General features: G+C 70.3%; 14 protein-coding genes. 9 read left to right on the top strand and 5 right to left on the bottom strand.

Annotation, left to right across the window (positions count from 1 at the left end):
* Positions 1–142: 142 nt before the first annotated feature.
* Together recA and HV826_RS06125 are read right to left on the bottom strand one after the other, a co-directional pair.
* Positions 143–1237 (bottom strand): recombinase RecA, encoded by a 1095-nt coding sequence (gene recA, locus HV826_RS06130; protein WP_176416070.1) that lies wholly within the window; start codon positions 1235–1237, stop codon positions 143–145.
* Between the two features lie 112 nt (positions 1238–1349).
* On the bottom strand, positions 1350–2135 hold the full coding sequence (locus HV826_RS06125) for a hypothetical protein (protein WP_407938383.1): 786 nt from the start codon (positions 2133–2135) through the stop codon (positions 1350–1352).
* 85 nt (positions 2136–2220) lie between these two features.
* Here HV826_RS06125 and HV826_RS06120 point away from each other — a divergent pair, with 85 nt between their 5' ends.
* Genes HV826_RS06120 through HV826_RS06105 form a run of 4 tightly spaced genes read left to right on the top strand, consistent with a single transcriptional unit; the run spans position 2221 to position 4032 of the window.
* Positions 2221–2814 (top strand): RNA polymerase sigma factor, encoded by a 594-nt coding sequence (locus HV826_RS06120; RefSeq protein ID WP_176416068.1) that lies wholly within the window; start codon positions 2221–2223, stop codon positions 2812–2814.
* Positions 2811–3287 carry an anti-sigma factor gene (locus HV826_RS06115; RefSeq protein ID WP_176416067.1) on the top strand — a complete coding sequence of 159 codons (477 nt, stop codon included), beginning with the start codon at positions 2811–2813 and terminating at the stop codon, positions 3285–3287. The genes HV826_RS06120 and HV826_RS06115 overlap by 4 nt, the downstream gene beginning before the upstream one ends.
* Positions 3284–3781, top strand: a complete 498-nt coding sequence (locus tag HV826_RS06110; protein ID WP_176416066.1) for a DUF3106 domain-containing protein — start codon at positions 3284–3286, stop codon at positions 3779–3781. Before HV826_RS06115 ends, HV826_RS06110 begins: the two co-directional genes overlap by 4 nt.
* Entirely contained in the window at positions 3778–4032 is a 255-nt protein-coding gene (locus tag HV826_RS06105) for a hypothetical protein (protein ID WP_176416065.1), read from the top strand. The genes HV826_RS06110 and HV826_RS06105 overlap by 4 nt, the downstream gene beginning before the upstream one ends.
* An 87-nt stretch (positions 4033–4119) precedes the next feature.
* Here HV826_RS06105 and glmS read toward each other — a convergent pair whose 3' ends face one another.
* Together glmS and glmU are read right to left on the bottom strand one after the other, a co-directional pair.
* Positions 4120–5955 carry a glutamine--fructose-6-phosphate transaminase (isomerizing) gene (gene glmS, locus HV826_RS06100; protein WP_176416064.1) on the bottom strand — a complete coding sequence of 612 codons (1836 nt, stop codon included), beginning with the start codon at positions 5953–5955 and terminating at the stop codon, positions 4120–4122.
* Between the two features lie 107 nt (positions 5956–6062).
* Positions 6063–7475: a bifunctional UDP-N-acetylglucosamine diphosphorylase/glucosamine-1-phosphate N-acetyltransferase GlmU gene (glmU, locus tag HV826_RS06095; RefSeq protein WP_407938385.1), complete on the bottom strand. Its 1413-nt coding sequence runs from the start codon at positions 7473–7475 to the stop codon at positions 6063–6065.
* A gap of 420 nt (positions 7476–7895) precedes the next feature.
* Between glmU and ggt the strand changes: the two genes are divergently transcribed.
* From ggt to HV826_RS06080, 3 genes are all read left to right on the top strand, one after another.
* The gene (ggt, locus tag HV826_RS06090; protein WP_176416062.1) at positions 7896–9704 is read left to right on the top strand and encodes a gamma-glutamyltransferase; all 1809 of its coding nucleotides are present in this window, start codon (positions 7896–7898) and stop codon (positions 9702–9704) included.
* Positions 9705–9707: 3 nt separating this feature from the next.
* Entirely contained in the window at positions 9708–10493 is a 786-nt protein-coding gene (locus HV826_RS06085; protein WP_176416061.1) for a TatD family hydrolase, read from the top strand.
* A gap of 176 nt (positions 10494–10669) precedes the next feature.
* Positions 10670–12727: a M3 family metallopeptidase gene (locus tag HV826_RS06080; protein WP_176416060.1), complete on the top strand. Its 2058-nt coding sequence runs from the start codon at positions 10670–10672 to the stop codon at positions 12725–12727.
* A 111-nt stretch (positions 12728–12838) separates the two neighbouring features.
* On the opposite strand, the gene HV826_RS06075 is transcribed toward HV826_RS06080, so the two are convergent.
* On the bottom strand, positions 12839–13117 hold the full coding sequence (locus HV826_RS06075; protein WP_176416059.1) for a hypothetical protein: 279 nt from the start codon (positions 13115–13117) through the stop codon (positions 12839–12841).
* A gap of 250 nt (positions 13118–13367) precedes the next feature.
* Here HV826_RS06075 and HV826_RS06070 point away from each other — a divergent pair, with 250 nt between their 5' ends.
* Together HV826_RS06070 and HV826_RS06065 are read left to right on the top strand one after the other, a co-directional pair.
* Entirely contained in the window at positions 13368–13595 is a 228-nt protein-coding gene (locus HV826_RS06070; protein WP_176416058.1) for a hypothetical protein, read from the top strand.
* 13 nt (positions 13596–13608) lie between these two features.
* Complete coding sequence (locus HV826_RS06065) at positions 13609–14556, top strand: amidohydrolase family protein (RefSeq protein ID WP_176416057.1); 948 nt, start codon at positions 13609–13611, stop codon at positions 14554–14556.
* The last annotated feature ends 80 nt before the right edge of the window (positions 14557–14636 follow it).

Raw genomic sequence — 14636 nt, 5'->3', positions numbered from 1 at the left:
CGCGCCGTGTCACCCACGCCCGGTACGAACCGGCGCGAGCGACACCGGACGCCAAGCAAAAGGGCCGCCCACCTCGCGGCGGACGACCCTCTGACTTTCCTGGCGAATTGCCACCATCCGGGAAAACGCCCCGGAGACCGGGCTACTTCACGGCCTTCACGCGGCCGCGCTTCTCGCTGCCACCTTCGGGCGGCGCGGACTCGTCCGGCACCGCGGCGACGGGCGCGGCACCCGTCTTGCCGATGCCGTACTTCTCCAGCACGCGGCCTTCGATGTCCTTGGCAATCTCCGGGTGCTCGCGCAGGTACTCCTTCACGTTCTCCCGGCCCTGGCCGATGCGCTCACCGTTGAAGGAGAACCAGCTGCCGCTCTTCTCCACGATGTTCTCGTTGGAGGCGAGGTCGATGAGGTCGCCCTCACGGGAGATGCCCGTGCCGTACATGATGTCGAACTCGACTTCCTTGAACGGCGGCGCGACCTTGTTCTTCACCACCTTCACGCGGGTGCGGCTGCCCACCACATTGTCGCCATTCTTGATGGCGCCGATGCGGCGGATGTCCAGGCGCTGCGACGCGTAGAACTTCAGCGCGTTGCCGCCCGTGGTCGTCTCCGGGTTGCCGAACATCACGCCAATCTTCATGCGAATCTGGTTGATGAAGATGACGCACGTCTGGCTCTTGGAGATGGTGCCCGTCAGCTTGCGGAGCGCCTGGCTCATGAGGCGGGCCTGCACACCCATGTGCGCGTCGCCCATCTCACCCTCGAGCTCCGCCTTCGGCACGAGCGCGGCCACCGAGTCCACCACCAGCACGTCGATGGCGCCCGAGCGCACCAGCATCTCCGCGATTTCCAGCGCCTGCTCACCGGTGTCCGGCTGGCTCAGCAGCAGGTCATCGGTGCGCACCCCCAGCTTGCGCGAGTAGCCCACGTCCAGCGCGTGCTCCGCGTCCACGTAGCCGCAGATGCCGCCGCGCTTCTGCGCTTCGGCGACGATATGGAGACACAGCGTCGTCTTGCCGGACGACTCCGGCCCGAAGATTTCGATGATGCGGCCCTTGGGCACGCCACCCACGCCCAGGGCGATGTCCAGCGAGATGGAGCCCGTCGGGATGGCCTGAACGTCGCGCATCAGCGGCTCGTCGTTGCCGAGCCGCATGATGGACCCCTTGCCGAACTGGCGCTCCACCGCGGACATCGCCAGTTCGATCGCCTTTTCCTTCTCCTGATTCACGGCCATTGCTCGTAGCTCCTTGTATTGGCGAGCCACCCCGGCCCACCTGAACGCGCTTTTAGTACGCGATGGGTAGACCCTAGTCCACCCCTCTGACATCCGTGCTGCATCCTGCCGGTCAGCCCTCGCGGAGGGCAGCCAGGAGGGCGGCCACCAGCCCCGCCAATCCCACCCACAGCCCCGTGGGCGCCACGCCGAGGACGGCCAGCACGGCCCCGGCCAGGGAGACCGCGGTCAGCAGCAGCATCCCCACGCGGTACACGGGCGTCCGGGGCGGAGCAAGCCACAAGGCGGCCATCGCCAGCAGGGAGAGCCCCACCTGGGAGGTGAGCAGGCTGGCGTCCCCCTTGGGGAAGAGCGCCTCATGGACGACTTGTGCCCCAATGCCTCCCACCAACACCGCCATGCACGTACCTGGCTTCAGGCGCTGCGTCTTCCGCTGCAGGGTGTTGGCGCGCAGGTGCTCCAGGTCCTCGGGCTGGACCTCCAGGGCGTAGGGGAAGCCCAGGGACAGCAGGGCCTCCACCGCGGCCGCGCGGCAGGTGCGTCCCTTCGCATCCACCAGCCCGGCGAGCCGCCCGCTCTCCAGCAGCCGCAGGAAGGTGTCCGCCACCAGCCGGTCTCCGCCCGCCCTGGCCATCCGGGACAGTTGGAGGTTCAGCCGCGCCGCCACCAGGGGACGCTCCGCCTCCGGCACCCGCAGGGCCTGCTCCGTCAGGACCAGCACCGGCAGGGGGAGGTCCAACGGCGGCGTGGGCGCGCCCGGGAGCCTCGGGGCCAAAGTGGCTCGCGGCGGCGCGGGCTCGGGCGGCGCCTCCCACGGCGCGACGTCACGCGGCGGAGGCGCGTCCTCCACCTCCAGGGCGCGCTGCGTGGGCGGATGGATGCGAGGCGCGTCGGGCACGGAGGAAACTGTAGCCACGGCCCTGGGGGAGGTTCAAAGCGAAGTGCTCCCGCAACTTTCACCGGGCAACGGGGTTGATGTCGGAGTGGACGACGCGGACTTGGACGCACAGGCGATGCTGAGGGTGGCGGCGGGAGACCGGCGGGCCTTTGCCTGGCTGTTCGACCGCTACCACGCGAGCGTGGCGCGCTTCGCGCTCCGCTTCGTGGGCAACCGGGAGCGGGCCGAGGAGCTGACGCAGGACATCTTCGTGAAGCTCTACCGGAACGCGCGGGCCTACCAGCCCACGGCGCGCTTCAAGACGTTCCTCTTCCGGGTGGCCACCAACCACTGCCTCAACGAGGTGCGGCGCGGCGAGTACCGGACGCCGCACGCGCCCGACGGAGGCGACACGGAAGGAGGGGAGATGGAAGGCCCCCGGGGTGACAGGCCGGATGCGGCGCTGGAGGGGCGGGAGCTGGAGCGGGCGGTGAGCGAGGCCCTGGCCGGCATGAGCGCCCGGGAGCGCGCGGCCTTCACCATGTGCCGCTTCGAAGGCATGGCGTACCGGGACATCGCGGACGCGCTGGAGGCGAGCGAGTCCGCCGTGAAGAGCCTCATCCACCGCGCCACGCTGGCGGTGGCGCGCAGGATTGAAGCGCTGCAGGCGGGCACCGGGCCCGCGAGGAGCAGGGCATGAGCTGTGATGACGCGAATGACTTGACGGCGTACGTGGACGGCGAGCTGCCACCGGCCCGTGACGCGCGGGTGCGTGCCCACCTGGAGGCGTGCGCGGCCTGCCGCACCACCGAGGCGCTGCTGCGCACCACCGTGGCGCGGCTGGCGGAGCTGCCCGCCTTCGAGCCCTCTCCGGCCACGCGGCGCGCGGTGCTGGCGAAGCTGGACGCGCTGCCCGTGTCCTGGCCGGAGCGGATGAGGACCTGGCTGCGCCCGGCGGTGCTGTGGCCCTCCGCCGGGCTGGTGGCGGTGCTGGCCGTGTCCCTGCTGATGCCGCGCCCCGGCCCGGACGCGCCGCTTGCGCTGGAGGACGCGTCCGTCATGGAGCTGGCGGTGAACCTGGAGCTGGCCGAGGACTACGAGCTGCTGGGGCTCGACAGCATGGCGGACCTGGAGGTCGTCGCGAACCTCCACGAGCTGGAGGTGGTGCGATGAGGAACGGGAACCTGGCGGCCACGCTGACGCTGGGCATGGCGCTGCTCACGGGCGCCCCCGCGCGCGCGGAGGCTCCAGCGCCCCGGACGGCGGCCGAGCGCTTCGAGCAACTGACGCCTGAGCAGAAGGAGGCGCTGCGCGCGAAGCTGCGCGAGTTCAAGGCGATGTCGCCCGCCGAACAGGCGCGCATCCGCGCCAACCTCCAGCGCTGGCGCCAGCTGCCGCCCGAGGAGCGCGAGCGCATCCGCGCCAACCTGCGCGAGTTCAAGCGCCTCACGCCCGAGGAAAGACAGGCCCTGCGCGAGCGGGCCCGGGACTTGAGGAAGCTGGACCCGGAGCAGCGCGCCGAGCTGCGCCGGCGCATGCGGCAATACCTGAAGGAGCACCCGGAGCGCCGCGAGCAGCTGCTGGAGAACGTCCGCCGCTGGCGGCAGCTGTCGCCCGAGCAGCGGCAGGAGGTCCGGGAGCGCCTGCGAGAAAGGCGGCGCCGTTGAGCGGCGCCCTGTCCGCCGTCGTCCTGCTGTGCCTGCTGCCCCTGGGCGCCACCGCCGCCGAGGCCCAGGCCGCCACGCCCGCGCCGACGCCCAGCGTCCCCGCGAAGCCGCCCCCGCCCGGCGAGCCTCCGCGCGCCCGCGCCACGCCCTCCGAGGAGGACCAGGAGGTGGTCGAGAACCTGGAGCTGCTCGAGAGCCTGGACGCGGCCGAGGACCTGGACCTGCTGCTCGAGCTGGGCCGGGAGGACTGAAGCCCTCACGCGGAAACGATGAAGCCCGAGCCCCCTCGTGCGGGAGCCCGGGCTTCTGGCGCTTCAGGTCCGAAGCCGCGCGGTGCGCTACTCCACCGTCACGCTCTTGGCCAGGTTGCGCGGCTGGTCCACGTCGTTCCCGCGCAGGTCCGCCACGTGGTAGGCCAGCAACTGCAGGGGGATGGTGGCCACCACCGGCGCCAGCAGCGCGCAGGCCGCGGGAATCCGGATGACATGGTCGGCCAGCGTGGCCACGTGCTCGTCGTCCTCGTCGATGACGGCAATCACCTTGCCACCGCGCGCGCGGACCTCCTCGATGTTGCCAATGATTTTCTCGTAGGCGACGTGCGGCTGCTTCGGCGCGATGACGACCACCGGCATCTTGTCGTCGATGAGCGCGATGGGGCCGTGCTTCATCTCACCGCCCGCGTAGCCCTCCGCGTGGATGTACGAGATTTCCTTCAGCTTGAGCGCGCCCTCCAGCGCCACCGGGTGCATGGGGCCGCGGCCGAGGAAGAGGAAGTCCTGCGCGTTCATGTACTCACGCGACACGCGCGTCACGGCCGGCTCGCACTTGAGGACGTCCTCAATCATCTTCGGTACCTGCGTCAGGTGCGTCAGGTGCTCCTGCGCCGCCGGCACGGACAGGGTGCCACGCATGCGGCCCAGCTTGACGGCCAGCAGGTACAGGGCCACCAGCTGCGTGGTGAACGCCTTGGTGGACGCCACGCCAATCTCCGGGCCCGCGTTGGTGAGCACGGAGAAGTCGGCCTCGCGCGTCATCGCGCTGCCAATGACGTTGCAGATGGCCATGGCCGTGGCCCCGCGGGCCTTGGCCTCCTTGAAGGCCGCCAGCGTGTCCGCCGTCTCGCCCGACTGGCTGATGGCGATGGCCAGGTGCGAGCCGTCAACAATGGGGTCGCGGTAGCGGAACTCGCTCGCCAGCTCCACCTCCACCGGCAGGCGCGCCAGCGACTCAATCATGTGCTTGCCCGCGACACCAGAGTGCCACGACGTGCCGCACGCGAGGATGGTGACCTTCGTCAATGAGCGGACCTTCTCCGCCGACAGGTTCCAGCCCTCGAAGTGGACGTCGCCTTCCGACAGGAGCATCCGGCCGCGCAGCGTGTCCGCGATGGCGCGGGGCTGCTCCCAGATTTCCTTGTGCATGAAGTGCTTGTGGCCGCCCTTCTCCGCCATCATCGGCGTCCAGTCGATGCGGCGGGTGGGCCGGTTCACCTTCTGGCCCTGGCGGTTGAAGATGTCCACGGCCGCCGCGGTGATGACGGCCAGGTCACCCTCTTCCATGTAGACGAAGTCGCGCGTGTGCTCGAGCAGCGCGGGCACGTCGCTGGCCAGGAAGTTCTGGCCTTCGCCCAGGCCCAGCACCATGGGCGAGGCGTCCTTGGTGCAGACGATGCGGTTGGGCTCACTGGCCGTCAGCACGGCCAGCGCGTAGGTACCCCGCACCTGGGCAATGGCCGCGCGCACCGCGTCCGGCAGCTCCAGGCCACGCTCCAGCCCTTCGGAGATGAGGTGCGCGAACACCTCCGAGTCCGTCTCCGAGGAGAAGACGTGCCCACGCGAGCGCAGCTGCTCCTTGAGCGCCAGGTGGTTCTCGATGATGCCGTTGTGCACCACCGCCACGTCCTTGTACGTGTGCGGGTGCGCGTTCTCGTCGGAGGGCCGCCCGTGGGTGGCCCAGCGGGTGTGCCCGATGCCGATGTTCCCCGGCGGCTGGTCCGCCACCACCCGGTTCTCCAGGTTGCGGAGCTTGCCCGTGGCCCGCACGACGTTGAGCTTGCGCTGGTTCAGCACCGCCACGCCCGCCGAGTCATAGCCACGGTATTCGAGCCGCTTCAGGCCCGAAACCAGGATGGGGGCTGATTCCTTGTCACCAACGTAACCAACAATCCCGCACATAGTTGCACCTCTCTCGCACGCCCACGCCCGCCGGAGCAATCCGCGGGATTCCCCTACATCCCTGCCGCACAGCACTCTGCCTGGTTCCCAAGCAAGAGCCGCGCCGCCTATCCCGCCCGAGCCTTCGCCTGCCGCGCCTTCTTGGTGGCCACCCAACCTTCCTTGGTCACCTGTGGCGTTCGGGACACAGCGAGGCTCCCTGGAGGCACATTTTTCGTCACGGTGGTGCCCGCGCCGACATACGAGCCGTCGCCCACCTTCACGGGCGCGACGAGCTGGGTGTCGGAGCCGATGAACACCCCATCACCCAGTTCCGTCAGGTGCTTGTTCACCCCGTCATAGTTACAGGTGATGGTGCCAGCCCCCACGTTGCACCCTGAACCAATGACAGCGTCCCCCAGGTAAGTGAGGTGGTTGGCCTTCGAACCTTTTCCGATGCGGGCCTTCTTCGTCTCCACGAAGTTGCCCAGATGCACGTCCTCTGCCAGCTCCGTCCCGGGGCGCAGCCGCGAGAAGGGACCGATGACGTTGCGCGCCCCCACCTGGGCCTCTTCCAACACGGAGTAGGGCTTGATGACGGTGCCGTCCGCCACCGTGGAGGCATGCAGCACGCTGCCCTGGCCAATGGTGCAGCCCTTGCCCACCACGGTGCCCGCGGCCAGCGTGACGGAGGGACCGACTTCGGTGTCAGGCCCCACGGTGACGCCTTCCTCGATGTAGGCGGTGGCGGGGTCCTGCAGCGAGACGCCGGCGCGCATGTGCGCCTCGTTGATGCGCTGCTGCAGCACGCGCGCGCGCGCGGCCAGCTCCACCCGGTCATTCACGCCGGCCGTCTCCGTGGCGTCCGCCTCCACCGAGCCCACCGGGCCCAGCTTCGCGGCCATCTCCACCAGGTCGGTGAGGTAGTACTCGCCCTGGGCGTTCTGCGGCTTGATGTCAGCCAGCGCCTTCCAGAGGAACTCCGCGTCCACGGAGTAGATACCGGCGTTGCACTCGCGCACCGCGCGCTGCTCCGGGGTGCAGTCCTTGTGCTCCACGATGCGCGTCACCTTGCCACCCTCGCGGATGACCCGGCCGTAGCCCGTGGGGTCCTCCAGGGTGGTGGACACCATGGCCAGCGTCCCGCCCGCCTGGTCATGGGCTGCCAGCAGCGCCGCCAGCGTCTCGCGACGCAAGAGCGGCACGTCGCCGTAAAGGATGAGGACCCGCCCGGAGTAGCCCTTCAGGGCCTCCTCCGCGGAGCGCACCGCGTCCGCCGTCCCGCGCTGTTCGCGCTGGAGCGCGAAGCGCAGGGGGGCCTCCGGGAAGAGGCCGCGCACGGCCTTCTCCACCGCCTCCGCCTGATGGCCCACCACCGGGACCACCGACGTGGCGCCCAACTCAAGGGCCCGCTTGAGGGGATACGCGCAAAGGGGCCGGCCGAGGATGGGGTGAAGGACCTTCGCCTTCTCCGACTTCATCCGCGTGCCCTTGCCCGCGCACAGCACCACCGCCGCCAGAACGCTCATGCGGCGGAGAATTAGGGACAGCGAATCGAGTCGTCAACCGCGCGAGGATCAGAAGGCGTGACGGTGTCCACCGGGCGCGGCTTCGCACTGACCGAGACGCACAGGGTGTTGCGTTGAATCGTGATGCCGAAGCTGGGCTTCAAGAAGACCGTCACCTCGGCCGCGCCAGGCGCGGCGCCAGGTAGGCTCTTTTTCTCGGGTATGGCTGGCGTGCTCATACGCTCCCCCGGACGCGATTCATGATGGGACCAGGATGCACGCCACTGGAGAACAATCCAAGAGGAAAAATGTTGCTAGGCTGAAATCCTGGTCCCGGCCACACGGTTCGTGCATACCGAGACACATGTAGTCCGTCTGGTCCCCCGCCGTCGCCGGACTGGAGGGTAGGCTTTTGTCGCCCGGGTAACACACCACCCAGGACGAAAGCCAGCGATGGACTGTTCAGACAACGCGAGGAGGGCTGAACCTGTGAAGGAAACAAGCTTCCGCGGTGCGGTGGTGAAGCGCGGGCTGCTGGCCGCGGTGTTGGTGGTGGCGAGCGCCGCGCAGGCGGCGCGCCCATACCGGGGCGGCGCGGTGGCCACGGCCTACCCCCAGGCGAGCGCGGCGGCGCTGCAGATGCTGGAGAAGGGCGGCAACGCCACGGACGCGGCGGTGGCGGCGGCCTTCGTGGCGGCGGTGGTGGGGCCCTACCACTCCGGCGTTGGCGGTGGCGGCTTCGCGCTGGTGCACGACGCCAAGAGCGGCGACACGAAGGTGCTGGACTTCCGCGAGGTGGCTCCCAAGGCGGCCACGCGCGACATGTACCTGAAGGACGGCAAGGTGGTGCCGGGCCTGTCCACGGACGGGGCGCTGAGCGTGGCGGTGCCGGGCGCCGTCGCGGGCTACCTGGAGCTGCTCAAGGCGCACGGGAAGCTGAAGCCTGCGGTGGTGCTGGCGCCGGCCATCGCCGCGGCACGCAAGGGTCTTTGGGTGACGCCGCGCTACCGCACCATGGCGGAGGGCCGGCTGGCCTGCCTGAGCCGAGACGCGGAGGCCTCGCGCGTGTTCCTGGTGAAGGACGCGCAGGGCCAGTGGGCCGCGCCGCCCGTGGGGCACGTCATCCGCCAGCCCGACCTGGCGCGCACGCTGGCCGCCATCGCGAAGGGAGGCGCCAAGGCCTTCTATGCGGGGCCGGTGGCGAAGGCCATCGCCACGTCGGTCCAGGCCGGCGGCGGCATCCTCACCCAGGAGGACCTCGCGGCCTACAAGACGCGCGGCGCCACGCCCCTGGAGGGCACGTACCGCGGCCACCGCATCCTCACCATGCCGCCGCCGAGCGCGGGCGGCGTGGCCGTCATCCAGGTGCTGACCGCGCTGGAGCAACTGCGTCCCCAGGGCGTGCCGTTCCGCGACGCGGAGGCGCTGCACCTCTACGTGGAGGCCGTGCGGCGGGCCTACGTGGACCGCGCGAAGCACCTGGGGGACCCGGCCTTCGTGGACGTGCCCCTGGCGCGGCTGGTGTCGCCCGGCCACGTCGCGGACCTGGCGGGCTCCATCGACCCGAAGAAGGCCACGCCCAGCGCGTCACTGCTGGCGCCGAAGGAGGGCGTGCGGGGCTCCACGCTGACGGACGAGCCCACCACCCTGACGCCCGAGCCGGAGAAGAAGAACACCACGCACATCTCCGTCATCGACAAGGACGGCAACGCGGTGGCCATGACGACCACGGTGAACTACGGCTTCGGCTCGTGCGTGGTGGCCAAGGGCACCGGCGTGCTGCTCAACGATGAGATGGATGACTTCGCCGCGCAGCCGGGCGTGCCCAACGCCTACGGCCTGGTGACGGGCGAGCCCAACGCGATTGCGCCGGGCAAGGTGCCGCTGTCCTCCATGTCCCCCACGCTGGTGTTCGCCAAGGAGGACCCCAAGCGCGTCATGCTCGCGGTGGGCAGCCCCGGCGGCTCCACCATCCCCACCACCGTCATCCAGGTCATCAGCAACGTGGTGGACCACGGCATGGACGTGGCGCGCGCGGTGAACGAGGGCCGCGTGCACCACCAGTACCTGCCCGACGAGGTGTGGGTGGACAAGTGGGGCCTGGAGCCGGCGACGCTGTCCGTGCTGGAGGCCAAGGGCCACAAGGTGCGCCGCGTGGAGCAGTGGGGCGACGCGGAGGCCGTCTACAGCGACCCGAAGACGGGGCTGCGCTTCTCCGCGAGCGACCCGCGCAACGAGGGCGCCGCCCTGGGACAGGACTGAGCAGTGCCCACCACCCCACCGCCCATCTTCGACGCCCACCTCCACCCGGAGAGCCTGAGCGACCAGGATTTGGAGTCCATGCGCTTCTTCGGCGTGGAGCGGGCGCTGGTGGTGGCGCACCACTTCCCGGAGCCCACGTCCAAGGCGCTGCTGCGGCACTTCGATGACCTGGTGGAGCGCCAGCTTCCCCGGTTGGAGCGCCTGGGCATCCGCGCGTACGCGGCCCTGGGCGTCCACCCGCGCTGCATCCCCCGGCGCGGCTTGAGCGAGGTGCTGTCCGCGCTGCCCGGCTACTTCCAGGGCGGGCGCGTGGTGGCGCTGGGAGAGACGGGCCTGCACACGGGCGGCGAGGAGGAAGAGGAAGCCTTCCTGGAGCAGCTCGCGCTGGCCCGGAGCCTCAAGCTGCGCGTGGTGGTGCACACCCCCACCACCGACAAGGAGCGCCACACGCGGCGCATCCTCACGCTCTTGCGACAGTCAGGCCTGCTGCCCTCGCGCGCGCTGGTGGACCACGCCAACGCCCGCACGGTGCGCACCATCCTGGAGGTGGGCCACTGGGCCGGGCTGACGCTGCACCCCGAGGCGCTCAAGGCCGAGCGCGCGGTGGTGCTGGTGCGGCGGCTGGGCAGCGAGCGGCTGGTGCTCAACTCCGACGCGGGCGACGGCGCCGGTGACATCCTCGGCCTGGCGCGCGCCGCCAACCTACTGGCCAAGGCCAGCCTGTCCGAGCGCATCGTCCGCCGCATCACCCACGAGAACGCCGCCCGCTTCTTCCAAGTGGGCGGCTGACGCTCGCGCGGCGCCGCAAGCCACCGTGGCCGGACGGCGTTGACCTGGGTCAACCCTCCTCCGCGGCGGAATCTTGCGATGAAACGGCGCGCTCTTCGTCATTCCCATCAGGAGCACGCAGCGGAAATAGGCCGGTCCCCCGCACGTTGCCCCCTCACCCGCGCTGGGAGTGGCATTTGCACCGCTTGGTCGTCTTCGTCGTCAGCCTCGCGCTCGCGGGCTGCACTGGCCCGTCCTCCGCTCAGCGCCCTGCGTCATCCACCGGGGCGCCGGTGCATTTCGCGTTGCGCCCCTTGGAGCCTGACGCGGGCCGCCAACTGACCGCCACCCCCGGGCGCTTCCTGGCGGCCTGCCTGTGCGACGTGCAACGGGCCCTGGCGCGCATCGACGCGCTGCTGTCACTGCCCGAGCCCCGGAACGTGGACGCGGCCCTCACCGCCTACGACGACGCCATCGCGTTGCTGGACGATGCCAACGGCCGCGCGGGCATCGGCGCCAACACCCACCCGGACGCCGCGTTCCGCGCGGCGGCGGCGCGCTGCGCCCAGGCCGCGGAGGGCATGCGCACGGACGTGTCACTCAACCCCCACGTCTACGCGGCCCTGGCCGCGCTGGACCTGAGCGGACAGGACGCCGCCACCCAGCGCTGGGTGGACCTGGTGCTGCGGGGCTTCCGCCGCGCGGGGGTGAATCGGGACGCGGCCACCCGCGCGCGGCTGCGCGAGCTGCACGATGCGCTCACGCGGCTGGGTCAGACGTTCAGCCAGCACATCCGCGAAGACGTCCGGTACGTGGAGGTGGCGCCCGAAGCGCTGGCGGGCCTCCCCGGCGACTACATCCGGGACCATCCACCGGGCCGCGACGGCCGGGTGCGCATCACCACCGACGCCTCCGACGCCCTGCCCTTCTTGACGTACGCGAAGGATGGCCGCGCCCGCGAGGCGGTGTGGCGCGCGGGCCAGCGGCGCGGCCATCCCCGCAACCTGGAGACGCTGTCACGCCTGCTCCAGACGCGTCACGACCTGGCCACGCTCCTGGGCTACCCGAGCTGGGCCGCCTACGCGTCAGAAGACAAGATGGTCCGACACCAGCACGTGGCCGAGGACTTCATCGAGCAGCTCGCCACCGCCACCACCGCACGCGTCCAGGACGACTACGCCGCGCTGCTGGAGCGCAAGCGGCGCGACGTGCCCGGCGCCGCTCGCGTGGAGCCCTGGGAGCAGACGTACCTGAAGGAACAGGTGCGCGAGGAGCGCTACCGCTTCGACTCACGCGAGCTGCGCCCCTACTTCGAATACACGCGGGTGAAGCAGGGCGTGCTGGACATCACCGCGCGGCTCTTCGGGCTCACCTACCGCCGCGTCCCGGACGCGCCGGTGTGGCACCCGGACATCGAGGCCTGGGACATCTATGAGGGCCCCACGCGCCTGGGGCGCTTCTACCTGGACATGCACCCGCGCCCGAACAAGTACGCCCATCCGGCCCAGTGGGACCTGGCCACCGGCCGCGCGGGGAGGACGCTCCCTGAAGGCGTGCTGACGGGCAACTTCCCGCGTCCCGGCGCCCACCCCGCGCTGCTCCAGCACGCCCAGGTGCAGACGTTCTTCCACGAGTTCGGCCACCTGCTGCACCACGTCCTCGGCGGCCGTGCGCGTTGGGCGGGCCTGTCCGGCTCCCGCACGGAGCGCGACTTCGTGGAGGCCCCCGCCCAGGTGCTGGAGGAGTGGGCCTGGCGCCCGGAGTCACTCCAGACGTTCGCCCGCCACGTCGTCACCGGCGAGCCGCTGCCCACGGAGACCATCCTCCGGATGCGGCGCGCGGACGCGTTCGGCAAGGGCCTGTGGCTGCGCCAGCAGCTCTTCTACGCGGCCGTCAGCCTGCAGCTCCACGCGAGCGACCCGGCCGGCGTGGACACCACCGCGCGGGTGAACGCGCTCCAGGAGCGCTACATGCCCTTCCCCGCACTGGACGACACCTACGCCCATCTCTCCTTCGTCCAGCTCGACGGCTACTACTCCTCCGCGTACTACGCCTACCTCTGGTCGCTCGTCATCGCCCGCGACCTGCTCACGCCGTTCCTGGAGCACGGGCTGATGGACCCCTCCACCGCCCAGCGCTACCGGGACACCGTGCTGGGTCCGGGCGGCTCCCGTGACGCGGCGGACCTGGTCCGGTCATTCCTGGGCAGGGACTACGACTTCGAGGCGTATACCCGTTGGCTCGACGACGCCTGACGCTGCTCGTCAGGGCCTGTAAAAACCAAGGGCCCCGCGATGTGAATCGCGAGGCCCCTTGTGTTGTGAATCCGTCAACCCGTTGACACTCCGCTCACGCAGGGTCGGCGCTCAGTGCACCGCGGGTGCGGACACCGGCTGCTCGGGCTGCAGGGTGATGCCCTGGGAGCCCACATTGAAGCGGACCTGCACGGGGACGCCCTGATAGCGGTACTGGGCCAGGGAGTCCGCCGCCTCGTCGAGCTGGCGCTGATAGCGCTCCTCGAGCTCCACGGCGATCAGCAGCATCGTCTCGCCCGCGTCCTCGACGCCCGGGCGGTACACCTGGCACCGCTGGAACCGCGCCCAGCGACCGTTCTCCATCTTCACCAGCTCGCCGTCGTAAGCCATGCGCAGCTCCTCTGCTGTAAATCCAACGGAATCCAATGTAGGGCCGGATTAACTCCGTGTCATCCCCCCACTTGAAAATTCGTCAAAACCCTGAAACTCCAATGGGTTAGGGGCACACATGGCAGGCATCCAGGCGAGGGGACAGGGGCAACTGCTCAAAAATGTAAATTGAGCGGGTCGTCAACGTGGTTAAGGCCCGCCTCGCGGGGCGGTGGCACGGGAGCAGTGCGTCACCTATGCTTTGGGGGAGATGAAGCTGCCCGGGCTGTTCCGCAAAGAGCGCACCACCATCCAGGCCGCCGACGCCCAGGACCATGCCGAGCGGCTCCTCGCGGAGTCGCTGCGCATGCTGGGCCAGGTCTGCTCCAAGGTCGCGGACGCCATCGAGGCGCAGCGGCTGTCCCGCCAGGGGTACTCGCACAACACCTACCTGCGACGGACCGACGGCGACGAGGACGACAGCGGCAAGAAGGCGTAGACGGGTGGCGCGCATGGCCACCGACTCCGACGCTGACGTGCCCGCGCCCTGCCTGGCCTCCGCGCCCACGTGGCGGGACGCCGGCATCCGCATGCCCATGCCCGCCCTCCAGGACGCGGAGGGCGCTCGCCTGCCCGAAGGGCTGCCTCCCGTGGTGGACGCCCACGTCCACCTCTTCCCGGACCGGGTGTTCGACGCGGTGTGGCGCTGGTTCGACCAGTACGGCTGGCCCATCCGCTACAAGCTGCACACGCGGCAGGTCGTGTCCTTCCTCCTGTCGCGAGGCGTCCACCGGGTGGTGGCGCTGCATTACGCCCACCGGCCGGGCATGGCCCGCGCGCTCAACGCCTACGTGGCGGAGGTGGCCCGGGAAGAGCCTCGGGTGCTGGGGCTCGCCACCGTGCTCCCGGGGGAACCCGACGCCACGGCCGTGCTGGAAGAGGCCTTCGCCGCGGGCCTGCGCGGGGTGAAGATTCACTGCCACGTCCAGGCCTTCTCCCCTGACGCGCCGCACCTTCACGAGGTGTATGCCGCGTGCGCGAAGGCAGGCCGTCCGCTCGTCATGCACGCGGGACGGGAGCCCTCCAGTCCCCACTACCCCCGCGACACCTACGCGCTCTGCGCCGCGGAGCGGGTGGAGCGGGTGCTGAAGGACCATCCCACGCTGAAGCTGTGCGTGCCCCACCTGGGCGCGGACGAGTTCGACGCCTACGCGCGGCTGCTCGAGCGGCATGACAACCTCTGGCTGGACACCACCATGGCCCTGGCCGGGTACTTCCCCGTCCCCCTCCCCCGCCGCGCGCTGGAGGTCCGGCCCGAGCGCATCCTCTACGGCACGGACTTCCCCAACATCCCCTACGCGTGGGACCGCGAGCTGCGGACGCTGCTGGGGATGAAGTGGGATGACGCGGTGCTCGCGGGCCTCCTGGGGCAGAATGCACTCCAGCTCTACGGAGCGTGAGCCCCGCGCGCATCCGGCCCCGGATGCAAGCCTCGTCCTCACGGGCCGTTCGCTGTTGAAAAGCATCGGGGCCCCTTCCG

This window comes from Myxococcus sp. AM010 (assembly GCF_013372585.1).
In the GTDB taxonomy this organism is placed as follows: Bacteria; Myxococcota; Myxococcia; order Myxococcales; family Myxococcaceae; genus Myxococcus; species Myxococcus vastator.
This window is presented reverse-complemented; position numbering and strand designations above follow the sequence as displayed.